Here is a 23,823-nt window from a genome sequence, read left to right on the forward strand (position 1 = left end):
ACGACACCAGGTAGACGAACGTCACGCGTTCGCGGGCGATGGTGTCGAGGAGGTAGAACGGGTCCCGCTCGCCGCCGTCTTTCGCGACGACGACGCGGCCCCCGCACACCAGTGGCAGCAGGATCTCGTTGATCGAGATGTCGAATGCCAACGGTGCCTTGAACAGTGCCGCGTCGTCCGCGCCGAAGCCGAGGATGTCCGTCCGCTGCCAGTTCAGGCGTTCGGAGATCGCGCCGTGTCGAATCATGGCACCCTTGGGTCGGCCGGTGGATCCCGACGTGAAGATGACGTAGGCCAGCCGATCGGCCGAGATCGCGTCGAACTCGCAGCGGACCGCGGGGTGAGCGAACTGCCAGTCGTCCAGGTTCACGACCGTCTCGTTCGGTACGACGGACGGATCGTCCAGGCACGCCGAATCAGGATGCGAGAGAACGACTCGCGTGCCGGAATCGGTGAGTACGCGTTCTCGGCGGTCCCGTGGCCACGACGGGTCCAACGGTACGAAAGCGCCGCCGGCTCGCAGGACGGCCAAGAGCGAGATCACCATCTCCGCCGAGCGCGGCATACTCAGGGCCACGACGTCCTCGGCGCGGAGGCCGTTCGCGACGAGTGTGGACGCCAGCTGCTCGACCATCGTGGCGGCACGCTCGTAGGTGATGTGGCGCGTACCGTCGACGATGGCGATGCTGCCGGGACGATCACGCGCGCGCTCGGCGAACATGTCGGGTACCGGGGTGCGGTCCATCACGGACTCGGTGTCGTTGAACGCGTGGACGATCCGTGATCGGGTCGGCTCGTCGACCAAGGCCAGTTCGCCGATCGGCCGATCGGGTGCGGCGGCCGTCGCGGCCAGTAGAACGGCCAATGCGTCGAATCGAGTGTCGATATCGGAGGCACACGCGCGGTCCCCTCGCATCTGAACCGTGACGGGCGCGGACGGCCCGATGCAGGTCAGGACGAACTCGAGATCGTTGAACGGCCCCACGCTGAGCGCCTGTCCCGACCAGCCGACCCCGTGCGAATCCACCTCCCCGACAATGATGTTCGCGCCAGGACCGAACGAGCGTCCGATTGCGTTCGGCTGAACCTGTGCGCGATCGCGGATCATGTCTTCGCCGCGGTACCGGCGGTGGGGGTGCGATTCGGCGAGCGAACTCCTGATCTTTCGTGCGACGTCGCCGACGCTGTCGAGCGGCTCGACACGCACCGTCAACGGATGAGTCGTCGAGACGGTGCACGGCTCGGAACGCAACACGTCCGTGGTCCGTGCGGAGGTCGGCACCGTCAGGGTCACGTCTCGTTCTCCCGACCAGCGGTGGACGAACGCCGCGTAGACGGCGAGATAGACGTGAGACGGCCGTACACAGGCGGATTCGGCGAGGTCGCCCAGCGCGCCGACCACGTCGGCGGGCAGGTCCGCTCGTCGCTCGTACACCGACCCGGTGGGGGCTGCCGGCATCGGCAGCAACGTGATCGGAGGTGCCGCCGCTGCGAGTCGCGTCCGCCAGAACTCGCGGTCGTGCAGGAACTGCTCGGACTCCCGGTACGAAACATCCTCGGCCACAGCACTGTCGGCGAGCCACGGGCTGCAGTCCGAGTCGCCGTTGACGTACGTGTCGGTGACGGCGGTCGCGAGCATCACCGCACCCGCAGCGTCGAGAACGATGTGGTGTGCACGGAAATACCACACGTGATCGTTCTCGCTCGACACCAGTACCGAGCTCATCAGCTGATCGAATTCGAGATCCAGTGGGGTGCTCAGATCCTTCGCGGCGAGGACGGCCGTCGTCGCTACTGCATCCTGTCCACGTCCGTCGACCAGCGTGGTGACGATTCGAGCGTCCGACGAGATGCGGACGGGCCTGCCGTCGTCGTCGGTCGTGAAGCGGGACCGTCCGCCTCGGTAACGGTCGAGGACCGAGTCGATGGACGTGAGCAGTCGTTCGACGTCGAGATCCGAGGGAAAGGAGATCTCGAAGCCGATGTTGAATGCGGCGCTGTTCGGGTCGGCCTGGTGCGCTATCCACATGTCCGTTTGCGCCGCGGACAGTGTCGTGCCGACCGAACGAGCTGCGTAGGTGGTGTCATGCACGGAGTTGAACTCCTTCGTCGGAGGTCGGGCGGTGGTGCGAGCGGATGTCCTCGGGCGACCGGCCTGCGGCTACGGCAGCCACGGCTGCGGCGAGGTCCTGCGCTGTGGTGTCGTCGCCGATCAGTGCGTGGACCGTCACCTCGACCTGCGGGCCGTCGGACGAGGTCACTGCCTCGATGCGGTATCCCCGTCCCGAGAACGTGTCGAGAGGTTCGGCCGATGGTCCGTCCGGCGGCACGATACGGGCGCGCCACAACGTCTTTCGACGTGTGTCGATCGCCAACCGCAGCCCTTCGTTGCGTTCCCGTAGCGACCGTTCGATCTCGACGAGGTCGTCGGCGGACAACGGGCGAGCGACGGGTGTGCTGACGGTGTGCAGGTGTTCGACGATCCCGGCGTTCTTCGCAGCGCGTACGCCGATGGGCAGTGGCACCGGGGTGCCCGGGGCCGACGCCGTCGTGCGTGCGGGGGAGCGGTGCTGCTCGGAATCGCCGCACCGCCGGGCGATGTGGGCCAACGTGCGGAGCTCGAACACCTCGCGGACGGTGAACGTCAGCCCCGCTCGAGTGGCCTTCGCGGCGAGCAGAACCGCGCTGATGCTGTCGCCGCCCGATCGGAAGAAATCGTCGTCGAGGCCGATGGACAGCCCCAGATCGTTCTCGGCGATGTTCAACAGTGCGCGTTCGGCATCGGTATCGGGTGCGCGACGCGCACGAGCGTCGAGTGCCGGCTTCGGAAGCGCGCGGCGATCGAGCTTGCCGTTGACGGTGACCGGCAGTGCATCGAGCTGGACGATCGCAGCCGGAACCATGTGCTCGGGCAGACGCCGGCGAAGCCGATCGTCGATGTCGACGGGCAGAGAACCGGATACGCGAGCTACCACGTACGCGACGATCGAACCGTCGCGCACCACGGCGACGGCGGTCTCGATGTCGGGGTATTCGTCGGTGATGGCGGCGGCAACCTCACCGAGCTCCACCCGCTGGCCGCGAATCTTGATCTGGTCGTCGGCTCGTCCCAGAAATTCGATGTCGCCGCTGCGCCGCCACCGGGCGATGTCACCCGTGCGGTAGAGACGATCACCCGGTGACCCGTGTGGATCGGCTACGAATCGCGATGCGGTGAGGGACGGGCGCCGGTGATACCCCTGCGCGAGTTGTATCCCCGCGATGTACAGATCTCCCGCCACACCGAGAGGAACCGGCCGAAGGTGAGAGTCCAGAATGCGAATAGCCGTGTTGTGCACGGGCTTTCCGAGCGGGACCGAGGATCGGGGGTCCACGTCGGCGACGGTGTAGGCGGTCACGTCGATCGCGGCCTCGGTAGGGCCGTACAGATTCTCCAGGCGTGCGCCGGGGAGAGCTTCCCGAGCCCGACGTGCCAGATCCGGGAGCAATGCTTCTCCGCTGCAGATGATCCGACGAAGCGAGGTGCACGCGGACGCATCGGTGGCCGCGAGAAACGCGTCGAGCATGGGCGGGACGAAGTGAATCGTGGTCACCGATTCTTCTCGCACCACCCGGCCGATGTACTGCGGGTCACGATGCCCATCGGGCTCGGCCACCACGGTCGTTGCACCGACAGTGGCGGCGAGGAAGAATTCCCACACCGACACGTCGAAGCCCGCGGGAGTCTTCTGCAGAACCACGTCGTCGTGGCCGAGCCGGTACTCGTCCTGCATCCATCGAAGGTGACCGACGATGGCCCGATGTGTGTTGACAACGCCTTTCGGGCGCCCGGTCGACCCCGAGGTGTAGATGACGTAGGCGGCATCGTCGGGTGCCGGGCGAACCGGTGTCGTCGACGGCACCGCGGTCGAGGCGTCGAGCGGGTCCACCACCGGTGTTGTGCCACCGGCGAACCCGACGTCGCCGGGTCGGCCCACGATCGCGATAGGCCGAGCATCCTCGACGGTGAAGCGAAGCCGGTCTTCGGGGTAGCTCGTGTCCAGAGGAAGATACGCTGCCCCGGAACGGATCACAGCCATGATCGAGACCATCAGTTCGAGCGAGCGGGGAACGGCGACGGCGATCACCGACCCGGGCCGCGCTCCGATCTCGGTCAGTCGACGAGCGAGAGCCTCGCTGCGATCGGTCAGTTCACGGAAGGTCAGGTCGTTCCCGGCGAAGCGAACTGCTACCGCGTCCGGACGGTGTGTTGCACCGTTGTCGAGCAGGTCGATCAGGGTGGCGTCGTCGGTCGGGAACGCCGTATCGTTCCATCGCGCGACGGCGTCTGCTTCGGCGGTCGACGGACCGCCCAACTCTGCGATCGAGATCGCTGGATCGGTTGCCAGAGCGGTGGCGTTGTCCACCAGCCGTTCCAGCAGAGCGAGGGCAGTGTCGTCGTCGAACACGTCCGTGGCGTAGTCGATCGTCACGCCGAGGCCATCGACGCTCTCGACGAACTCCACGAGCACGTCGAATTTGGCGGTGCGAGTCGACACGGCTTCCGGTTCCAGCACCGAATCTCCCAGTGTCAGTTCGGAAGACCTCCGCGGTGGCACCTGGTGCACCACCATCACGTCGAACAGTGACTCGGAGCCGGATGCGGCGACCACTCGCTCGAACGGCACATGAGCGAGGTCGTATGCGTTCAGCGTCGCGCCGCGCACACGGTCGACGACGGTGCGAAGGCTCGGCGATCCGGACAGGTCGACGCGGAGGATGACGGTGTTGAGGAAGTAACCGATGGTGTCAGGAGCGCCGGCGCGGGTGGATACCGGCAGACCGATGCAGACGTCGTCGCCTGCCCCACTGCCGGCGAGAGTCACTGCAACCACGGCCGAGGTGAGCATCGGCATCGTCGTACCGGTCCGTACCGCAACGGACTTCAGGCCCGCAGCTGCGCTCCGAGGCAGGTACCGCTGCACGCTGCCGGCCGTTCGGGTGTCAGTTCGGCGGGCTCGTCCGGACCGATCGCGGGGTAGTTCGGTCGATTCGGGTGCCCCGCGCAGTATCCGCATCCACGAGTCGATTCCGGAATGGACGTCTACGGGTTCGTCGACATCTGCGTACTGGGTGGCGTCGGCGTGCCATCGGGGACGGTGTCCCGCCGAGCGCTCCGCGTACGCGAACGTCAGGTCGTCGAGCAGCACATCGCGTGACCACTCGTCGAATGCGATGTGGTGCAGCACGATCACGAAGTGCTCGGGGGTGGCGAATGCGCGGATCGGGATGTCGCTACCGAGGTCGAACGCCGTCCTCACGACGTCGGTGACGCTCTCCTCGGTGGAGACCATGATGGTGTCGGGTACCGGGAGGATCCTCGCCGTGGGCTCCCCGGCCGGACTCGGATACACCGTCCTGAGAATCTCGTGCCGCTCGACCACGTCGCGCAGCGCTGCGGCGAGTGCCCCGGTGTCGACCGGTGCGGATCTGCGCCACACGAGTGGAACGTTGTAGGTCGCTCCGGCTCCACGGACGTTCCAGTCCATCCACATCCGGAACTGGCCCGGCGTGAGCATCGATCGATCACGACGGGCACCGTTGTCGATCATCCGGGTCTCGCACGGCGACGAGGACTCACACAATCGGGCCACGGCGTGCACGGTCGGCTCGGACATGAACCCGCCCAGAGGAATCCGAACTCCCAGCTCGCGGCGGATTCGGCCGAGTACGGCGATGGCACCCATCGAGTTACCGCCCGCGGCCAGGAAGTCGGTGGTGCGGCCGCCGCCGCGGATGCCCAGTGCGTCGGCGAACGCCGCCGCCACCGCCCTTTCGGTCTCGGTTCGTGCAGGCTCGTCGGCGACCTCGACCCGAGCCGGGTCGGGTAACGCACGCCGGTCGAGCTTTCCGTTCGACGTGGTCGGAAGCGAACCGAGTCGCACGTACGTGGCTGGAATCATGTGTCGCGGAAGCGTGGTAGCCAACGATCGAACGACGTCGGCGTCGGAGAGATCGGCGCTCGGCCCGACGACGACGTACGCGATCAGCGAGCCGCCCCGAACGAGCACCGCAGCATTGTCGACACCGGGCACGGTCACCAACGCGTCCACGATCTCGCCGAGTTCGACCCGCATACCGTTCAACTTGACCTGGTCGTCGTCACGTCCGAGGTACACCAATTCACCTGTGGCCGACCAGAGGGCGCGGTCGCCTGTGCGGTACAGCCTGCGTCCGTCTCCGGCCGTCGGGTCGGCGACGAACCGCCCGGCGGTCAGTGCAGGCGCACCGGTGTAACCACGCGCCAGCTGAACGCCACCGAGGTAGAGATCGCCGGGCGCGCCGGGCGGAACCGGTCGCAGTGCATGATCGAGGACGTACGTGCCGGTATTTCTCACCGGCGTTCCGATCGGCACCGACGCGCTCTCGTCCTCGCGGCGAACCCGGTGTGCGGTGACGTCGACAGCCGCTTCGGTGGGGCCGTAAAGGTTGTCCAACCTGATGTGCGGAAGTGTGTACAGTGCCCGTCGGGCAGTGTTGCGCGGCAATGCTTCTCCGCTGCAAACGAGCAGACGAAGCGTGGGGTGGGACCCGTTGTCGAGTGCAGTACCGACGAGATACTCGGAGAGCATCGACGGAACGAAGTGGGCGATGGTGACCCCGGCATCGTCGATGAGGCGATGAAGATACTCGGGATCGGTGTGACCGTCGGGATCGGCGACGACCAGGGTCGCGCCGACGATCAAGGGCAGGAAGAACTCCCACACCGAGACGTCGAACCCGGCAGGCGTCTTCTGCAGGATGCGATCGTCGATTCCGACGTCGTATCGATCGCGCATCCATTCCAGTCTGTTCACCGCCGCACGATGAGACACCGCGGTGCCCTTCGGTTTTCCGGTGGAGCCGGAGGTGTAGATCACGTAGGCCGTGTTGTCCGGTCGCGGCAGTGTACGTACCGGACGGGTGCCGGTGACGGATACGTTCGACGGGTCGAGGACGGGGACGTCGGTGAACGGAAGCGATGGTTGGGTGCTGAGAACGACGCGTGGATCGGCGTCCGCGGCAATGTATCTCAGACGCTCCTCGGGCAACCCCGAGTCGAGGGGAAGATAGGCAGCACCGGCGCGGTGCACGGCCACCAGTGACAGCACCAGCTCGTACGAGCGCGGCACATGAACCCCGACCACGTCGTCCGGTCCGACACCTGCGTCGAGGAGTGCGCCTGCGAGTGCATCGGCGTCGCGGTCGAGTTGGGCGAAATCGACGGTGCGACCTCGGTGCATCACCGCAACGCGATGCGGGTGCCGGCGGATGGTGTCGGAAACAAGTTCCGGCAGAACGCATTCAGGTAGTGGGGCATGTTCACCGTGTGCCCAGGTGTCGGCCACGAGACCGGTGACGGAGGGGTCGGTGAGGGTGCGCCTCGACACCGGGACCGACAGATCGTCCGCAAGTGTGCGGAGAGCATGGGAGAAGCTGCGCGCGTATTGTTCTGCGAGGTCTGCGTCCAGTACGTCGGTTGCATATTCGACCGAGTACATCATCGACGATCCCCGATCGTCGACGGTGAACGTGATCGGGAACTTGGCAGTCGCGGTGCTCGGTGCCTCGCGGCGACCGGCCTGTGTTCCCAGCTGCAGGCGGGTGTCCTCGCCGGTGTCGGAGAGCAGGACCGTCATGACCGACGGAACCGTTGTGTCCGAGAGTCCGCACTGCGAGACGACGTCCTCGTACGCGAGTGCCTGGTGATCGAAGGCGGAGAGATCCGCGGATCGGACGCCGTGCAGGAATCGATCGAGAGTCTCGTCTCCGACTATCCGGGTTCGCAATATCAGAGTGTTGAGGAAACATCCGATCGAGGCGTCGAGCGCGGAATCGGTGCGTAACGACACGGGAGCAGCCACCAGGATGTCCGTGGCACCGGTCATGGCGGACACCGCAAGTGCGGTGGCCGCGTGGCACATCATGAACAGGCTCACCCCTGCGTCGGCTGCAGCACGGCGGAGAGCATCCGCGTCTGCGGACGAGAGTGCGAAGTGAAGCGTCTCGCCGGCGTCACCCACCGCTCCGGTTCCTGCCAGCGGCGACACCGGGGGCTCGGCGAGGGTCCGCTTCCAGTGAGCGAGCATGCGCGACGCCGTGGAGGTGGGGTCATCGGACGTCCCGAGAAGCTCGTGCGACCAGGAGGCGAAGTCGTCGTATTGCACTGCGAGAGCTGGTAACTCGGGCTCGACGCCGTTCGCTCTCGCGTTGTAGGCGGCTGCGAGGTCGGAGCGGAAGACGGATTCGGATCGGTCGTCGGTGGCGACGTGGTGGAACGCGACGGTGAGGCGGTTGTTCGTTCGGTTCCACCAGGCCCGGACGGGTGGCTCCTCGGTCACGTCGAACACGATCGACTCGGGGGCCGGGGACACATCGGTCACCTCGAGGACGGAATCGACCGTGTCGAGAACGACCGGCCGTTCGTGGTCGGGGTAGACGGTTCTGAGTATCGCGTGTCGATTCACCACGTCGAGCAGAGCTGCGTCGAGTGCCGTGCTGTCGATCGGGCCGTCGAACTGCCACTCGACAGGAACCGTGTACGACGCGCTGTGCGGTGACCACTGATGCAGGGCCAGCATTCTGCGTTGTGCGTCGGACAGAACCGGTTCGGACACACCGTCTCTCGGCATGAGCGGCACGGACGCCGGTGTCGCGTCGACGAGCCGGCGCGCCAGCGCTGCCGGGGTCCGGTGATCGAAGACGGCGCTGATCGGGACGCTCTGACCGGTGCGTCGCGCCAGCGACTGGCCGAGACGCACCGCGAGGAGCGAGTCGCCGCCGTGGGAGAAGAAGTCGTCGTCCGCGCCTATCCGATCCAGGCCCAACACATCGGCGAACGCACTGCACACCGTCGCTTCACGTGGGGTGGTCGGGGCGCGGTAGTCTTCGCTCCCGACGAGTTCCGGTTCCTCGAGCGCGCGGCGATCGAGCTTTCCGTTCGCAGTCAGAGGGAACGATTCCAGCAGCAGAACCCCACTCGGCACCATGTATTCGGGCAGATTGTCCGCGGCCCAGGATCGAATTCGCTGCGCGTTCGTCTCGGCTCCGGCGACGGGGACCACGTATGCAGCAAGGTAGGCCGAACCAGCGGGCGTGGTGCGCACCGTGACCGCACAGTGGCGCACGTCCGGATGGCCGGCGAGAACCGACTCGACGTCCTCCAGTTCGAGTCTCATCCCGCGGATCTTGACCTGGTTGTCGACGCGGCCCGCGAACTCGAGGGTGCCCTCAGGCGTCCAGCGTGCCCTGTCGCCGGTGTGGTAGAGACGGCTGCCGTTGTCGCAGAACGGGTTCGCGATGAAGCGGGCTGCGGTCGACGCGGGGGCGTGAACGTAGCCGCGGCCCAGAAGGTAACCCGCTGCGTACAATTCGCCGTCGGTCCCGATCGGCAGCGGTCGGAGGTCCTCGCCCAGTACGTACAGCTGCGTGTTCGGGTTCGGGGAACCGATGGAGGTCGCGATACGGTCGGCGGTGTCGGAATACACGACGTGCGAGACGCCGATCGTCGCCTCTGCGGGCCCGTACCCGTGGTACAGGGTGGTGTCCAGTTGCTCTCTGAAGCGCGCGAACAGCGAGGGCGTGAGCACCTCACCGCCGCACCACACGTGCCGCAGTCCTGTCAGCCGCCCCGCGCGGTTCCCAGCGACGGAGGCGTCGATGTCGAGCAGGACGTCGAGCATCGACGACACGAGGTAGACGAACGTCACGCTCTCGTTCGCGATCAGGTCGAGCAATCTGTCCGGATCGCGTTCGTCACCGGGTCCTGCGATGACCACCTGTCCACCGCTGAAGAGCGGAAGCAGGAACTCGTTGACCGAGATATCGAAGGACAGTGGTGCTTTGAACAGGGCAGCGTCGTCGCCCCGAAAGTTCAGCAGTCGATCCATCTGCCAGTCCATCCGAGCGCAGATCGCGTCGTGACGGATCATCGCCCCCTTGGGCTTACCCGTCGATCCCGACGTGAACATGACGTACGCCAACGACGATCCGTGGATGTTCACCTCCGGCATCGTGTTCGCGTGGTGCGCGTGCGCCCAGTTCTCCAGATCGACGGGCACCGATGCGACGGAGTCGAGCCCATCGCTGTCGAACCGTATGCACAGGAGGCTGATTCGGGCCTGCGCGGCCACCTCCTCGCGCCTGGCCAGGGGCCACGACGGATCCACCGGTACGAAGGCTCCGCCCGCTGCCATCACTGCGAGGGCCGCGACGACGGTCTCGGCGGAGCGGGCGATGCCGATGCCGACCGCCTGTTCCGAGGTCAGTCCACGGGCCGACAATTCGGTGGCCAACTCGTCGACCCGCCGCTGCAGTTCGGCGTAGGTGATACGGCGGGCACCGTCCACCACCGCAACCGACTTGGAGTGCAGACGTGCAGATTCGCGAAACACTGCGGGCACCGTCCGCTCCTGCGTCGGCTCCGCCGTGTCGTTGAACGAGTGCACGAGGGTGTCGTATTCGCTGTCGGACAAAATGTTCGGCGCCGACACCGGAGTGTCGGAACGAAGGGCGCGCATGAACGACCGGAGCCGATCGCGGTGCACTCGCGCCGAGGACCCCGGACCCCGCACGTCGATCACGGTGCCGAGACCCGGTTCGCTCTCGACGGCGAAATCGACGTCGACCACCGGACCCAGGCAGACTCCTCGCATCCGAATCTGCTGATCTCCGAACGAGATCGGACTCTTCCAGACCATCATGTTGACACTCGCGCAGTGCGTGGGCGAGCCTGCTGCTCGACCATGAGCGCGTAGTGCGTCGAGTTCGGGGATCAGCGCAGCGTCGACGTCGGACAGACGGTCGGACGGCTCGATCGTGACGCGCAGCGGATGGGTCCGGGAGAGCATTCCCAGTTGCTCGCGCCGGACGGAGTCGGTCCGTGTGTGCAGAGCCGTCGACACCGTGACGGTTCGCCGGCCCGACACTCGGTACACGTACGCCAGGACTGCCGCGGTCAGCGTGCGCGCGTCGGCGGGCAGGTCGATGCCCGACGTTGCGAAATCGATTGTGGAACAATCTGTTTCCGTCGAATCTGCCTTGTCCGCCAGGGCCACAGCGTTCTCGACCCGATCGGCTCGACGTGCGATCTCGTTGGAATCGATGCGCGCGCGGTCGCTACCGCGGTACTGCAGTTCCTCGTCCAGGAGCATCCTCGACGACCACGTCGGGGGCCGACCGCCGTTCCACACGTCCGCGACCGCGCGCGTGAGTGCGCGCACCGCATACGCGTCGACGACGATGTGGTGGTAGCCCTGATACCACCGCAGGCGGCCGTCGCCCAGATCGAACACCGTGTGCGTGAACAGTGGGCCGTCGAGCGATCTCACCGTGTCGAGGTCCGAGCGGATCGCGTCCTCGGCGGCGGCCGAATCGCATTCGACGCGGTGCACATTCACCGACGGCGGTGTCGGGACCTGACGAACCTGTGATCCGTCGTCGACGAACTTCACGTGCAGGTTGTCGGCCGCGCGGAGCACGGTGTCGATGCTGTGCACCAATCGCGCCGCATCGGCGTCGGACATCGCAGTCAGGTCCACGACCCAACCGATGTTGAACTCCGCGCTGTCCGGGCGCAGCTGCTGGGCCGTCCACACGTCCAGCTGCGACGGCGTCAGGTCCAGCGATTCTCCACGGGCGCTGTGCATTCGGTGTGCTCCTCGACGTTGTAGATCCGGTGGGCTGTTGATCTCGGGTGTCGGTCAGCCCGAGTTCTGTGCCCCGACCGCGTCCGAGCCCTTCCATGCGCGCCAGAGTTGCGCGTAGGGCCCACCTGCGTTCACCAGGTCTTCATGGGTGCCGTGTTCCACCACCCGCCCCGCGTCGAGGACGGCAATGGCATCGGCTGCGGCTGCTTGAGTGAGCCGGTGGGCAACGACGAGTGTCGTTCGCCCGCGCGTTGCGGCGAGCGCGGCTCGTTCGAGTGCGCGCGCTCCTGAACTGCCTGCTTCTGCTGTGGCCTCGTCGAGGACGGCGACCGGGGTGTCGACCAACACGAGTCGGGCGAGGGCCAACTGTTGTTTACGGTGAGCGGTGAGCGAATACCCGTCCTCGCCCACGACGGTGTCGATGCCGTTCGGCAGTTCGCGCACCCACGACGCCGCACCGACCACGTCGAGTGCGTTCCAGATCCTCTCGTCGTCGTGGACGTCACCGAGCGCCAGGCGCAGGTCGTCGATCAACGGACCGGCGGTGACGTGGACGTCCTGGCTCAGGATCGACACGTAGCGGCGCAGTTCCGCTGTTCCGAGATCGTGCAGCGGCACCCCGCCGATGGTCACCGTTCCGGAGTCGGGCTCGATCGATCCCGCCGCGACGAGTGCAGCGGTGGTCTTGCCGGCACCGGTGGAACCGACCAGCGCCAGCGAGGTCCCGGCGGGCACCGTGAGACGGATGCCGTGCAGAATTTCGTCGCCGGAGACGTACGAATACCGAACCCCGTCGAGGGTGAGCGTGTACTCGGACGGAACGGCAACCTGTGGGCGGTCGGGGAGAGCGATGTCGACGACTCCGACGAGTCGATTCAGACTTGCACCCGCGGATTGGATTTCGTCGAACAGGAACAAGATGGTGCCGAGGGGGTTGAACAATCGGTGAAAGAGCAGCACCGCGGTGGTGACGGCACCGATCGTCACTTCGTCACGTGAGAACAGGAAATATCCGACGACGAGCAGGATCGACAGGCCGAAGAACTCGGCTCGGTTCTCTCGGCCGACGAAGCGGGTGAACAATCGGAAGACCGAAATGGCCAGTGTGCGTGCCTGGTTCGATGCCGATTCGATCTCGGCGAGCCGCATGTTCTCGGTTCCGTATGCCCGCACCGTGCGCAGTCCGTGAATGCTGCTGGTGAGTGCTTCCGATCGGTCGCCCATCGCCGCCCTCTCGGCGGCGTACAGAGGGCCGCTCCGCGGTAGGTACCAGCGAAGTGCAAGCAGATACAGCGGCAGTGCGAGCATTCCGGCGAGACCGAGGCGGTAGTCGAGACCGAACATGGCCACCACCGATACCGCGACGAGCAGAGCAGCCGAGATCATCGACGGGACGACGTCTCCGGCAGCACGGGTGATCCGCGCAACGTCGTCTCCGATTCGAGACAGGAGGTCGCCGCGTCCGGTTGATTCGACCGTGACGGGGGGAAGGTTCAGAACACGTTCCAATGCCGATTCACGAAGTCCCGCAACGATGATCTCGCCGAGGCGGGAGACGGCGTAGCTCGTCGCGCCGGAAAACGTTCCTGCCAGTACTGCAGCCACTGCGAGGACCGCCACGATCGGGAGGATGGACCGAGCCGTACCGCCGTCGGTCACTTCGTCCACCAGTCGACCGAGAACGAAGAACGGCACCAGAGCGGCCAGCGACGATACGATCCCGGTCGCGAGGGCGCCGAGGAGAGCGCCGGGATGCTCACGAATTCGTGCGCCGAGCCACCGCCGTGATCGACGCGCCTCCGCGATCGGCAAGCGGTGTCGATCCTGCACGTTCGCGTTCATCGTAGAACCGCCTCTGCGTACTCGGCGTTGGTTGCAGTCAGATCGGCGTGTGTCCCGGTGTCGATCACGTGCCCGTCGCGCAGGACGAAGACGACGTCTGCCGTTGCCAGCAGCGCAGGGGACGACGTGACGACGACCGTGACGTCGTCACGATCTGCCGAATGTCGCACTCCGCGAATGCCATCGGCGATGGCCTGTTCGGTCACGGCGTCGACTGCAGTGGTCGGCTCGTGCAGCACGAGCACGGGCGGACGCGCATACAGTGCTCGGGCGAGTGCCAGGCGCTGGCGCTGCCCACCGGACAGATTCTGTCCCCGGTCGTTCACGCGGTGCTCGAGTCCGTCACGGTGCACGGTGGCAACCTGGTCGGCAGCCGAAGCCGACAGGACCGCGTCGAGGTGCCCTCGATCCGTGTCGGCTTCGAATCCCACGATGTTCTCGATCAGCGAGCCGGCGAAGAGATCGGTGGTGTGCGGCTCGGCCAGGACTCTCGTTCGGAACGACTCGCGCGAGACCTCGCGCATGGACACACCGGCGAACATCACGTCCCCCGAGTACTCGTCGGCCGGGACTTGGCCGCCGAGGACTGTGGCCAGGGCGTCTCCATCCGAGGGATCGAGCGCGATCACCGCGACGAATTCCCCTGGACGAGCGTCGATGTCGATGCCGGCAAGGGATCGAAAGGTCACGTTCCGCACCGACAAACCTGTGGGCACCGGTATCGATTCGGGTCCGTCGGACAGCAGGGAAGGGGCCGCGAGGACGGTCGACACCCGTTCCGCGGAACCGCGCGCACGCGCAACCACTGCGGGCGCGGAGGTCAGCAGAGTGAGCGGCTCGATCAGGAACTGGGCCAGACCGACCACCGCGATCAGCTCCCCGATGGAGATCCGCCCGTCGAGTGCGAACCATCCGGCCAACGATGCGACGCAGGCAGCGATCAGCGCGCTCACCGTCGTCGTGACACCCCGTTGCACGGCGAGTGACCGGACGGTGGCCAGAGCTGCGTTCAGTGCTGTCGTGCTCGCCGCGCGGTAACGAGCAGATGCGGCATGTTGGGCTCCTATGCCCTGCAGAGACCTCAGGCCGACGACCAGGTCACCGGCCATCGCGGTTGCCTTGGCGACGCGAGACTGCTGCACCACCGTGCGTGCGGTGATCAGAGGAGTCGCGAGTCGGAGCAGTGCCATGAACAGCGGAGTGCCCAGCAGTACCGCGAGTCCGAGTGGGACGTCGATGACGAACAAGGCGACCGCTGTCGCGACAACCGCAGTTGCCGCTGCTGCCATACGCGGAAAGAGATCGAGGAACCACGCTGCTTGTTCGGCGTCGCTGCTCGACACGGTGAGCATCTCGCCGTCGGACAACGGAGTGCGCACCCCGCAGGTGGACAGAACGCGACCGGACACCTCCATGCGCACGAGGTGCGCTTCGCGCTGGAGGGCCAGGTTCAGCTGACGCATACCGACCTGGAACGCCGTCGTGAGCGCGATGAAGAGCACGGCCAGGGCAGCGATGGACCAGACCAGTTCCACCGGCCCGCCGTCGGCGATTCCGCGATCGATGATCACACCGAGGGCCAACGGCACTGCCGTTTCGGCGATCTGGTGTGCGCACAGCAGGAGAGTTCCGAAGGTGAGTCGTCCTCTGTTGCGGGTCAGTGTGCGACGAACGATGCGGCGCGCGGTCAACTGTGCCGCTGGGTTCGCCTGTGTCGTAGGTGCGGTCACGGGGTGGTGGTGAGGTAGCCGCCACCGCTCGGAAAATACTCCAGCGCAGCGTGATCGGTGCCGTCGTCGGTTCGGACGCGGTCTATGACGAGTGCCCGATTTGCGCCGCGGTGGGCATTCGGGCCCGCGACGATGGCCATTCCCTTGTCCTCGCGGATGAACACCCGTCCCGGTGTTCCGCCGTAAACCCCTTGCGACACATGGGCTTGCACGATGAAGACCCGCTCTCCCCGGTAGTACGTGTATGCGTTCGGATACGGGTCGGACATCGCTCGAATCAACCGGTCGATGTCGGTTGCGTCCCAGGACCAATCGATCAGACTGTCGGTCTCGTGCCTCTTGTGGAAGAACGTGCGCTCCGACAGGTCTTGTGGGCGCCATGCGGCTGTGCCCGCTTCGATGCTGTCGAGTGACTCGAGGAGAACCTCGGGAATGAGATCGATCGTGGCCAGCACCAACTCTGTCGCGGTGGCGCGGGGGCCGATCGGTACTGCGGCCTGGGTGAGGACATCGCCGGTGTCGAGTTCGCCGTCCATGCGGTGGGCGGTCAACCCCACTTCGGATGCGCCGCTGATCAGGGCCCATGCGATGGGTGAGAACCCGGTGAATTTCGGAAGGAGCGAGTCGTGCAGATTGAGCGTTCCGTGGGGCGGGTGATCGAAGATTTCCGGCGGAAGCCACGTGCGCCAGTTGTTGGCCACGATGATGTCGGGGGCCCATCGGTGAATCCGGTCGATCAGCGCGCGGTCGGGCCGTCGGGCCAGATGTACGGGTACGTCGTGACCTCGTGCCAGGTCCTCGACCGAGTCGGCCCAAATGCTTTCGTAGGCTTGATCACTGGTGGGATGAGTCACCACACCCACCACGTCGTGCCGCGACTCGATCAGCGCCTGGAGCGTCTTGTGGCCCCAGGTCTGATAGCCGAACATCACCACTCGCATGACGCGCCTTTCCTCGGAACGGTTACTTCGAACGTCGGTCACGGGAGTCGGGCCACGGCTGTTCGTGCAACCAGCGGACCCGACGCCTCAGCGAGGGTAGCCTAGCCTGGCTTCGGTGTGTTCAGTACGTTCTCGGATCGAGTGAGGTGAGGCTTGCCTCAGTGATGCTACCGTGTCGGTCGCCCCACCCGGTCGGGTGTGGGACGCAGTGGGTGCGTGGACGAGTCGAGAGGTTCCCGGAAACGATGGACGTTCGTACGAAGTGGATGAGGAGTGCGGCGTCGATCGCGCTCGCCGGAGGGCTGACCATTGCCCTTGCCGCCGGATGCAGCAGCGGCACCGAGGAGACGCCGGCCGCCGACTCCGCGACAACTGCGCAGGACTCCGCATTTCCGGTCACCATCGACTCGGCCCTCGGATCCGCGACGATCCCCGAGGCACCCAAGCGGATTGCCACCTGGGGTTGGTCGAACCAGGACGCCGTTCTCGCCCTCGGTGTAGTGCCCGTCGCCATGCCGACCTTCGACGGTGCCCAGTACGGAGCGGACGAGCGCGGCATTCTGCAGTGGGACGCGAAAGCGCTCGCCGACCTGGGTGGCGACACTCCCGTGCTGTTCTCCGGTGACGGAACCGGAGCAGTTCCCGTCGAGCAGTTCGCTGCTGCGGCACCGGATCTGATCTTCGCGCCGTACTCGGGACTGAGCCAGGAGGAGTTCGACCAGCTTTCCGATATCGCACCGGTCGTCGCGTACCCGGACAAGCAGTGGACGACGTCGTGGGAAGACCAGCTCACCATCGCGGGTAAAGCCCTCGGTAAGGAGAAGGAGGCAGCCGCTCTCGTCTCCGGCGTCGAGAATTCCATAGCCGACGCCGCTGCGAAATACCCGGCGCTGCAGGGTAAGACCGTCACCATCGCACTACCCAACGCTCCGGGCACGTTTGCCGTCAGCAAGGACAACGACGTGCGCGTCGAGTTCCTCGAGGAGCTCGGTCTGGTGAACGAGCCCACCATCGAGGAGGCCGACCCGGCGAAGGACCCCGATGCGGTGTACTTCGAGCTCAGCCTCGAGCAGGCATCGCTGCTTAATTCGGATGTGCTGTTCGTTGTCGCCTACGACAAGGAATCGCTTGGTGCCTTCCTCGCCGAGCCGGCCGTGGCGTCGCAGCCCGTGCTGGCGCAGGGTCGTACCGCCTCCACCGAAGCGCTCAGTGCCGACAAGAATTTCGCGTTCGGTGGACTGACGGTGCTGACCATCCCGTACATCCTCGACGACGTGGCCTCGGCGCTGAACACCGCAGCCGGGAACGTTCAGGGCTGATCTCGCCGGGCGGCCCATCCGACGCGCGCTCAGGCGCACTCACTCTCGACACCAGGAGCGTGTTCACCGTGGCAAGGTCCCATCGACTTCAGGTCGTCTTTCCCGAAGTTCTGCGTACGGCCACGGTGATGGAGACATGTGAAGTGACGCCGGGGATGCGCAGGATCGTGTTGGGTGGACCGCAGCTGCGGGAGTTCTCCCGCGACGGTCACCGGTTTCCGGCACTGCGCAGCGAAGGATTCGACGATTTCGTGCGGCTGTTCTTCCCGGCGGAGAGCAACGGCACGGTGGTACTTCCGACTCAGCACGAGCGCACCGTCGAGTGGCCTCGTGACCCGCGTCCGGTGACACGCAATTACACCGTGCGCAGATTCGATCCCGAGAGGGCGCAGGTGACCCTCGACTTCGTCACCCACGACACCGGGATCGCGTCGACGTGGGGGCGGCGCTGCCGCGTCGGCGATTCGATCCCGCTGCTGGGACCGGTGCGTTCGGGCCGCGCCCCGGCCGATGTGGACTGGGTGCTGCTCGTCGGCGACGAGACCGCGCTGCCCGCCGTTGCTCGCTATCTCGACGAGGCCACAGGGGACGAGCGAATCCGGGTGTTCGTCGAGGTGACCGACGCACAGCGAGAACTACCGCTGCCGACTGCCGCCCACGCCGAGATCACCTGGGTCCACCGCGACGGTGCAGTGGCAGGTACCGGAGATCTGCTCGAAACGGCCGTGCGTGGTGCGTCTTGGTGGGAAGGAACCGTGTTCGCTTGGGTAGCAGGCGAATCCACGGCCATCAAGGGCATCAGGCGATACCTGCGTGAGGATCGCGCGTTGCCGCCGGAAATGGTCGAGGTCACCGGTTACTGGCGTCGAGCAGAGGTTCTGACCCGAGCCGACGACCCGGAGGTTCCCGATCTGAGTGCCGGTGAGTCCGAGCCGTTCGACAGGCTCGCCGAACGCGCGGAAATATTGTCGCCCTTCGCTTTTCGGGCCGCAAACACATTGCGCATACCGTTGCACGTCTCGCGAGGAGCGAGTTCCGTGAAATTGCTTGCGGACGCCACCGAGACCGACGTCCGCGCCCTCGCGAAATTCGTACGCTACCTACGTGCGGTCGACGTGCTCGCCGAGGACTCCGATGGTCGTCTGATTCTCGGGGATATCGGTGAGGCAATGCTCGGTGACGATTGGATCTCGCACTGGCTCGACCTGGACGGCATCGAGGCACGGGTCGAATTGTCGATCACCGGTCTCGTGGACAGCCTGCGTACCGGTGCCGCCAGTGCCAGCCTGCTGACCGGCAACACATTGGCGGAGGACCTGGCCGCCTCCCCGCGGCTCACCGAATTGCATCACGATCACATCGCGGACGAGGCGGCGTTCCTGGGTCCTGCTCTGGTACAGGACTATTCGCTGGACGGCGTTTCGACCGTGCTGGTGACGGGCGCGGCGTCCGGGGTGGTGCTCGGTTCCGTTCTCACGCGCTACGACGGTCTGTCAGCGGGTGTGCTCGGGTTGCCCAGTGAGCTCGAATCGATACGAAAAGACCTCGAGAAATGGCCCGAATTCCACAAGCGAGTGGAGAATTACCCGCAGAGTGTCCTGACCGAACCGCGCACGGGCGGATTCGATGCGTATCTGCTGCTCGAGATCACCGGGCACTATCGTGACGACGACCTCGTGCTGTTGTTGCGCAATGCGGCAACGGGATTGGCCGACAACGGAAAACTTGTCGTGGTCGAGCGGCTGTCGGACGACGATTCGTACAACGAGGATCAGGCCGAACTCGATCTGTTGATGCTGTGCATGCATGGCAGCGGTGTCCGAACGAAGGCCGAGTTCGCCTCCGTGGCAGCCGATGCCGGCCTCGCGGTCACAGCGTCGACACTGGTCGGCTGGGGTATGTCGGTGCTCGATCTGCACCGCGATACCTGACGCCGCCGAAGCCGTTGTGATAGTGCACTAGTTAGGTTAGCGTAGCCTACTGAAGGCGTGCGCGGATGCTCAGGCACTGTCGTTGCGCGCAGAAACGCGGTCATGGACCCCATTCACTGTCAGGAGCGATTGCACGATGACTGTCGACGACAACTCGCGAGAATACGACCTCACCGAAGACTGCGAGTACGACATCGTCGGTGTCGGATTCGGGCCCTCCAATCTGGGACTGGCCATCGCGATCGAGGAGCACAACCGAACCTGCGCTCCCACCGAACGGTTGACGGCCTGCTTCGTCGAGTCCAAGGGCGAGTTCGCCTGGCACCCCGGCATGTTGTTGCCGGGAACGTCGATGCAGATCTCGTTCCTCAAGGACCTCGCGACCCAGCGCAATGCCAGCAGTGAGTACACCTTTCTGGCCTACCTGTCGGAGCAGGGTCGGCTCAATCACTTCATCAACCTGCAGACGTTCTTCCCGAGCAGGCTCGAATTCCACGACTACCTGGCGTGGGCCGCCGAAAAGGTCGACGCGACGGTGCACTACGGCACCCGGGCGGTGGACGTCGTCCACACCGGTGACGGCTACGGCGTCCGCACCGAGGGCCGACGAGCCGGGACCGTGCGGGGGCGCAACATCGTGCTCGCCGGAGGACTCACCGCCACCCTGCCCGACGGGGTCACGGCGTCGGCGCGACAGTTCCACAACCACGACCTCCTCGGTCATCTCGACCGGTTGCCGTCGCGGACGCATCGCACGTTCGTCGTCGTCGGTGCCGGGCAGAGCGCCGCCGAAGTGGTGGACTACCTGCACTCGACGTACAGCGATGCGTCGGTGCACGCGGTGCTGCGCAAGTACGGGTACAGCCCGGCCGACGACAGCCCCTATGCCAATCGCATCTTCGATCCGACGGCCGTCGACGACTTCTATTCGTCGTCGCACACGTTGCGCGATCAGTTGCTGCACTACCACCGCGGCACCAACTACTCCGCCGTCGACCTGCCGCTGATCGAGGAGTTGTACGCGCGTGAGTACGCCGAACGGGTGAGCGGGCAGCGCAGGTTGTTCGTGCACGGCGCATCTCGACTGGTCGACGCGGTCGAGGAGCCGACGGGTGTGCTGGCCTCCGTCGAGCACGGCCCGACGGGTCTGGCCGAGGACATACTGTGCGACGCTGTCGTCTATGCCACCGGCTTCACGTCCCTCGATCTTCCCGAGATCCTCGGTCCGCTGTTCGACGCCGTCGAATACGATTCTCGCGGTCCTCGCGTGACGCGCGACTACAGACTCGTGACGCGCGAACCGAGTGCGGGTTCGATCTACCTGCAGGGCGGCACCGAGCACACGCACGGTCTGACGTCGTCGTTGCTGTCGAACATCGCTGTTCGCAGCGGTGAGATCGTGAAGTCCGCCGTGAGCGCGAGGGTGCGATCGGTGGTGTGAATCGGGTGAGCACGAGAGCGAGCGACGAGCCGGAACAGCGAGACGTTCCGGCACTCGTCGGTGGTCTCGCTCGCACCGATGCGCGTCGGTCCGCGGGGTTGTTCGTCGTCCTCGGTGTTCTGGCAGCGCTGTGCCTGGTGAGCATTTCGGTGGGCACCGAGTACATCCCGATCGGTGACGTGTGGCACGGGCTGTTCTTCGCCGACGGATCCACCGAATCCGTGATCGTCCGCGAACTACGCCTTCCGCGTACCGTTCTGGGTTTGCTCGTCGGAATCGCCCTCGGGGTTGCCGGTGCGCTGATTCAGGCGATGACGCGAAATCCGCTGGCCGACCCGGGAATTCTCGGCGTCAACGCCGGGGCGGCGTTCTTCGTCGCGATCGCCGTCGGCGTGTTCGGTTTCACCGGAATCGGCTCGTACATCTGGTTCGCGTTCGCCGGGGCGGTGTTCGCAACGATCGTGGTGTACGCGCTGGGGTCACTGGGGCGCGCCGGAGCCACTCCGATTCGCTTGACGCTCTCCGGAATTGCGCTCGGTGCGGTACTGGGCGGCGTCACCTCGGGCATGCTGCTGCTCGATCCGGATGCCTTCGACAGGATGAGGTTCTGGGGCGCGGGGTCGTTGGCCGGTCGAGGCCTGGACATCGCGTCCGAGGTTGCCCCGTTCATCGCGCTCGGAGTCTTTCTGGCGGCCCTGATCGCTCGTCCCCTCAATGCGATATCGCTCGGCGACGATCTGGCCCGGTCACTGGGAGCGAACGTGGTTCGGACGCGAATCGTCGGCGTCGTCGCAGTGACTCTGCTCGCCGGCGCGGCGACGGCGGCGGCCGGGCCCATCGGATTCGTCGGACTGATGATTCCGCACATGGTGCGCTGGTTCGTCGGACCGGACCAGCGTTGGATTCTGATCTACACGGTGTTCGCGGCACCGGGCTTGCTGCTGCTCTCGGACGTGGTCGGCCGCATCGTGATCAGGCCGGGGGAGCTGCAGGTCGGTATCGTCACCGCGTTCGTCGGCGCACCGGTGCTGATCGTGCTCGTTCGCCGAAAGAAGGCGAGCGGACTGTGATGGGTGAGCAACGCGGCGGGAACATCGACTTCGGCCGAAAGTTGTGGGTCGTGCGAGTGCGGGATCGAGTGGACGGCCGCATCGGCATCCGAACGGTGGGCGTCTGCGCGGCCCTGCTTGCCGTGACGGCGGTGGTCTCCATCGTCGCCGTCGGGACCGGCGACCTCTACATTCCGCCGAACGAGGTGCTCGCCGCAGTGTTCGGCGATGCGCCACGCCTGACCGAGATCGTGGTGATTGAGTGGCGGTTTCCCCGAGTGGCACTGGCCTTCCTGTTCGGTGCCGCCCTCGGTGTATCGGGGGCGGTCTTTCAATCCTTGACGCGAAATCCGTTGGGCAGCCCGGACATCATCGGATTCGGCACCGGTGCGTACACCGGCGCGCTCGTCGTCATCCTCATTCTCGGTGGCGGCTACTACCGGACCGGAGCGGGCGCGCTCGTCGGCGGACTCGCGACGGCTGCTGTGGTCTACCTGCTCGCGTACCGGCGCGGGGTGCAGGGCTTTCGGTTGATCATCGTCGGGATCGCCGTCAGCGCCGTTCTGGCCTCCGTCAACACCTGGCTCGTGATCAGAGCCGACCTGGACGACGCGATCGCGGCCGCCGTGTGGGGTGCGGGCACCCTCAACGGCCTGGGGTGGTCGCAGGTGGGGCCCGTGCTGGCCGTGTCGGTCGTCATCGCGTCGTGTCTGGCGGTGCTCTCGCGTCGGTTGCCGATGTTGGAGATGGGCGACGATGCGGCGAGGGCGCTCGGTGTGCGCGCCGAGCCGACCCGTCTGATGCTGGTGTTCCTGGGCGTTGCGCTGATCGCGATGGTTACTGCGGCCGCGGGTCCCATCTCGTTCATCGCGCTCGCGGCGCCGCAGTTGGCGCGCCGCCTCACCGGCACCTCGTCAGTGGCGATGGTGCCTGCCGCGTGCATGGGAGCGCTGCTGCTGGTCGTGAGCGACGTTGTTGCGCAGCGCGTCTTCGCTCCCACTCAGCTGCCGGTGGGTGTGGTGACCGTATCGGTCGGCGGCGCATACTTCGTGTGGTTGTTGGCCCGGGAAGGCAGGAAGCAGTGACGAAGCCTCGGTTGCACACCGACGAGATCACGGTCGGATACGACAGCAGCGTCATCAGCGAGAACCTGACCGTCGAGATTCCCGACGGCAAATTCACCGTCATTGTCGGACCGAATGCCTGCGGCAAATCGACTCTGCTGCGGGCGCTCTCGCGACTGCTGAAGCCCTCGCACGGAACCGTTCTGCTGGACGGGAAGGCGATCTCGTCGTATCCCGCGAAAGAAGTTGCCCGACGCCTCGGCCTGCTTCCACAGACCTCCATCGCACCCGACGGTATCTCGGTGGCCGATCTCGTTGCGCGGGGCCGTTATCCGCATCAGAAGCTGATTCGGCAGTGGTCGACGACGGACGAAGCCGCGGTGATCGAGGCCATGAACGCAACGGCAGTGACCTCGCTGTCGGCTCGTCCGGTGGACGAACTGTCCGGCGGACAGCAGCAACGCGTCTGGGTGGCAATGGTTCTGGCGCAGCAGACGCCGCTGCTGCTGTTGGACGAGCCGACCACTTTTCTCGACATCGCGCACCAGATCGAACTGCTCGACCTGTTGGCCACTCTGAATCGCGAGAACGGTCGCACTCTCGTCGCTGTGCTGCACGACCTCAATCACGCCTGCCGGTACGCCGATCACATCATCGCGATGAAGGACGGCGCCGTGGTCACCGAGGGCCCGCCTGCCGACGTCGTCACTGCCGAGCTGGTCGAGACTGTCTTCGGGCTGCCGTGCCGCATCATCGACGATCCGGAATCGCACACTCCGTTGGTGATCCCCAAGGTGGTCGGTCGCAGGCTAGGCAAGGCTTAGTTTAGAGTTGAGAGAG

11 protein-coding genes are annotated in these 23,823 nt (G+C 65.8%); 6 read left to right on the forward strand and 5 right to left on the reverse strand.

What is annotated here, in order from left to right; translation table 11 throughout:
- The 5 genes from CH251_RS24185 to CH251_RS24205 all read right to left on the reverse strand — a co-directional run.
- A partial coding sequence (locus CH251_RS24185) for an AMP-binding protein (RefSeq protein WP_143544990.1) occupies positions 1-2,092 on the reverse strand: 2,092 nt, incomplete at its 3' end.
- Entirely contained in the window at positions 2,085-11,666 is a 9,582-nt protein-coding gene (locus CH251_RS24190) for a non-ribosomal peptide synthetase (protein WP_094615458.1), read from the reverse strand. The genes CH251_RS24190 and CH251_RS24185, both read right to left, overlap by 8 nt.
- A 54-nt stretch (positions 11,667-11,720) precedes the next feature.
- Positions 11,721-13,508, reverse strand: coding sequence for an ABC transporter ATP-binding protein (locus tag CH251_RS24195; RefSeq protein WP_094615459.1), 1,788 nt, complete (start codon positions 13,506-13,508; stop codon positions 11,721-11,723).
- Positions 13,505-15,238 (reverse strand): ABC transporter ATP-binding protein, encoded by a 1,734-nt coding sequence (locus tag CH251_RS24200; RefSeq protein WP_256979283.1) that lies wholly within the window; start codon positions 15,236-15,238, stop codon positions 13,505-13,507. Before CH251_RS24200 ends, CH251_RS24195 begins: the two co-directional genes overlap by 4 nt.
- Positions 15,235-16,179, reverse strand: a complete 945-nt coding sequence (locus CH251_RS24205; protein ID WP_094615460.1) for a methionyl-tRNA formyltransferase — start codon at positions 16,177-16,179, stop codon at positions 15,235-15,237. The genes CH251_RS24200 and CH251_RS24205 overlap by 4 nt, the downstream gene beginning before the upstream one ends.
- Positions 16,180-16,424: 245 nt before the next feature.
- On the opposite strand from CH251_RS24205, the gene CH251_RS24210 reads away from it, so the two are divergent.
- From CH251_RS24210 to CH251_RS24235, 6 genes are all read left to right on the forward strand, one after another.
- A complete protein-coding gene (locus tag CH251_RS24210) occupies positions 16,425-17,498 on the forward strand; it encodes an ABC transporter substrate-binding protein (protein WP_256979284.1) in 1,074 nt (357 codons plus the stop codon).
- Between the two features lie 68 nt (positions 17,499-17,566).
- Complete coding sequence (locus CH251_RS24215; protein WP_143537944.1) at positions 17,567-19,429, forward strand: siderophore-interacting protein; 1,863 nt, start codon at positions 17,567-17,569, stop codon at positions 19,427-19,429.
- 136 nt (positions 19,430-19,565) lie between these two features.
- Positions 19,566-20,870, forward strand: coding sequence for a lysine N(6)-hydroxylase/L-ornithine N(5)-oxygenase family protein (locus tag CH251_RS24220; protein ID WP_094615462.1), 1,305 nt, complete (start codon positions 19,566-19,568; stop codon positions 20,868-20,870).
- Between the two features lie 5 nt (positions 20,871-20,875).
- Positions 20,876-21,940 carry an iron chelate uptake ABC transporter family permease subunit gene (locus CH251_RS24225; protein WP_094615508.1) on the forward strand — a complete coding sequence of 355 codons (1,065 nt, stop codon included), beginning with the start codon at positions 20,876-20,878 and terminating at the stop codon, positions 21,938-21,940.
- Positions 21,940-23,004, forward strand: a complete 1,065-nt coding sequence (locus tag CH251_RS24230) for an iron chelate uptake ABC transporter family permease subunit (RefSeq protein WP_094615463.1) — start codon at positions 21,940-21,942, stop codon at positions 23,002-23,004. The genes CH251_RS24225 and CH251_RS24230 overlap by 1 nt, the downstream gene beginning before the upstream one ends.
- Positions 23,001-23,807 carry an ABC transporter ATP-binding protein gene (locus CH251_RS24235; RefSeq protein ID WP_094615464.1) on the forward strand — a complete coding sequence of 269 codons (807 nt, stop codon included), beginning with the start codon at positions 23,001-23,003 and terminating at the stop codon, positions 23,805-23,807. Before CH251_RS24230 ends, CH251_RS24235 begins: the two co-directional genes overlap by 4 nt.
- Positions 23,808-23,823: the final 16 nt, after the last annotated feature.

It is taken from the genome of Rhodococcus sp. 06-462-5 (assembly GCF_002258315.1).
GTDB lineage: Bacteria > Actinomycetota > Actinomycetes > Mycobacteriales > Mycobacteriaceae > Rhodococcoides.